Source organism: Peptostreptococcus sp. D1, from assembly GCF_900112955.1.
Classification (GTDB): Bacteria; Bacillota; Clostridia; order Peptostreptococcales; family Peptostreptococcaceae; genus Peptostreptococcus.
The window spans coordinates 1-1,537 of record NZ_FONP01000036.1 but is presented as its reverse complement, the minus strand read 5'-3'; the positions used below and the strand labels follow the sequence as shown (position 1 = coordinate 1,537).

Here is a 1,537-nt window from a genome sequence, read left to right as displayed (position 1 = left end):
GTGGGCTTCGCGCTTAGATGCTTTCAGCGCTTATCCTTTCCATACATAGCTACCCAGCCATGCCCTTGGCAGAACAACTGGTACACCAGAGGTATGTCCATCCCGGTCCTCTCGTACTAAGGACAGCTCCTCTCAAATTTCCTACGCCTGCGACGGATAGGGACCGAACTGTCTCACGACGTTCTGAACCCAGCTCGCGTACCACTTTAATGGGCGAACAGCCCAACCCTTGGGACCAACTACAGCCCCAGGATGTGATGAGCCGACATCGAGGTGCCAAACCTCCCCGTCGATGTGGACTCTTGGGGGAGATAAGCCTGTTATCCCCAGGGTAGCTTTTATCCGTTGAGCGATGGCCCTTCCACTCAGAACCACCGGATCACTAAGTCCGTATTTCTACCTTGCTCGACCTGTATGTCTTGCAATCAAGCTCCCTTTTGCCTTTACACTCTTCGTACGATTTCCGACCGTACTGAGGGAACCTTTGAGCGCCTCCGTTACCCTTTAGGAGGCGACCGCCCCAGTCAAACTGCCCACCAGACAGTGTCCCAAGACCAGATTCATGGCCTATGGTTAGAGTCCCAATACTACAAGGGTGGTATCCCAAGGTCGACTCCACGAAAACTGACGCCCTCGTCTCTTCGTCTCCCACCTATCCTGTACATGTAGTACCGAAACCCAATGTCAAGCTACAGTAAAGCTCCATGGGGTCTTTCCGTCCTGTCGCAGGTACCCGGCATCTTCACCGGGATTACAATTTCACCGAGTCTGTTGTTGAGACAGTGCCCAAATCGTTACGCCTTTCGTGCGGGTCGGAACTTACCCGACAAGGAATTTCGCTACCTTAGGACCGTTATAGTTACGGCCGCCGTTTACTGGGGCTTAAGATCACTGCTTCGATTTCTCTTACAGATCCCCTTAACCTTCCAGCACCGGGCAGGCGTCAGCTCCTATACTTCGTCTTGCGACTTCGCAGAAACCTATGTTTTTGGTAAACAGTCGCTTGGGCCAATTCTCTGCGGCCCCATTTCTGGGGCACCCCTTATCCCTAGGTTACGGGGTCATTTTGCCGAGTTCCTTAACAACAGTTCTCTCGCTGGCCTTAGGATACTCTCCTCACCCACCTGTGTCGGTTTGCGGTACGGGTACCTTTAATCTCGATAGAGACTTTTCTCGACAGTGTGAAATCAGCTGCTTCGCTACTTTGTTTCGCTCCCCATCGTATCCCAGCATTGGTTAAACGGATTTGCCTATCTAACCTGCCTCAATACTTAGACACACATAACCAACAGTGTGCTCAGCTTATCCTACTGTGTCATCCCTTCTCTCAATCGATTATCGGTAGTACAGGAATCTCAACCTGTTATCCATCGCCTACGCCTTTCGGCCTCAGCTTAGGTCCCGACTAACCCAGGGCGGACGAACCTTCCCCTGGAAACCTTGGGTTTACGGCCTGAAGGATTCTCACCTTCATCTCGCTACTCATGCCAACATTCTCTCTCCTATACTGTCCACGACTCCTTTCGGTATCGCTTCA

Annotated in this window: 1 rRNA gene; it reads right to left on the bottom strand. The window is 51.9% G+C overall.

The features are described from left to right. Positions 1-1,537: ribosomal RNA gene (locus BM120_RS10640) — 23S ribosomal RNA — on the bottom strand; the annotation flags it as partial.